Origin of the sequence: Pseudomonas sp. EL_65y_Pfl1_R83 (assembly GCF_963970695.1) — a bacterium.
Lineage (GTDB): Bacteria > Pseudomonadota > Gammaproteobacteria > Pseudomonadales > Pseudomonadaceae > Aquipseudomonas > Aquipseudomonas tritici.
This window is the reverse complement of record NZ_CAXAQI010000427.1, coordinates 1-452: the sequence shown is the minus strand read 5'-3', so window position 1 is coordinate 452 and position 452 is coordinate 1. Positions and strand designations below refer to the sequence as shown.

The 452-nt window shown below is 61.1% G+C and carries 1 protein-coding gene; it reads right to left on the bottom strand.

From position 1 onward, the window contains the following. Positions 1 to 452 (bottom strand): hypothetical protein (locus tag AACY08_RS29650; protein ID WP_339472648.1); only part of this gene is annotated, 452 nt, incomplete at both ends.

The window sequence follows — 452 nt, the reverse complement described above, 5'->3', positions numbered from 1 at the left end:
ACGCCGCGCCTCTTCAAGCAGCCCGCATAGTTCCTCGCCAAAACGCGCCAAGATGGTGCGCGCCAGCGCATGGCCCGGGAAAGCATCAAGGATGGCCGCAGCGCCCAGCATGGCAAAGGCATGCGAGCGCGGCGAGCCAAGTTCGAGCGACAGCGACGCCGTCATATCGAACATCGACACGGCCCAATGGCGATGCTTGGCCAGCTGCGCATCGCGCGCGGTCACGCCCAGCGCCCACAGCGTGCGACCGTTCGAATCTTCCGACCCGAAATCCTCGCACCAGGTCCGGTCGAAATTCATGAAATTCCGAAAACGTCGAGCCTCCGGATTCCAGGCATATTGCAGGAACGACGCGTAAATCGTCATCCATTTGTCCCGCTCGCCTTCATCCATTGTCGGCATTTGGCTGACCAGCATGAGCGCGCGGGCGTTGTCGTCAATGCAATAGCCAT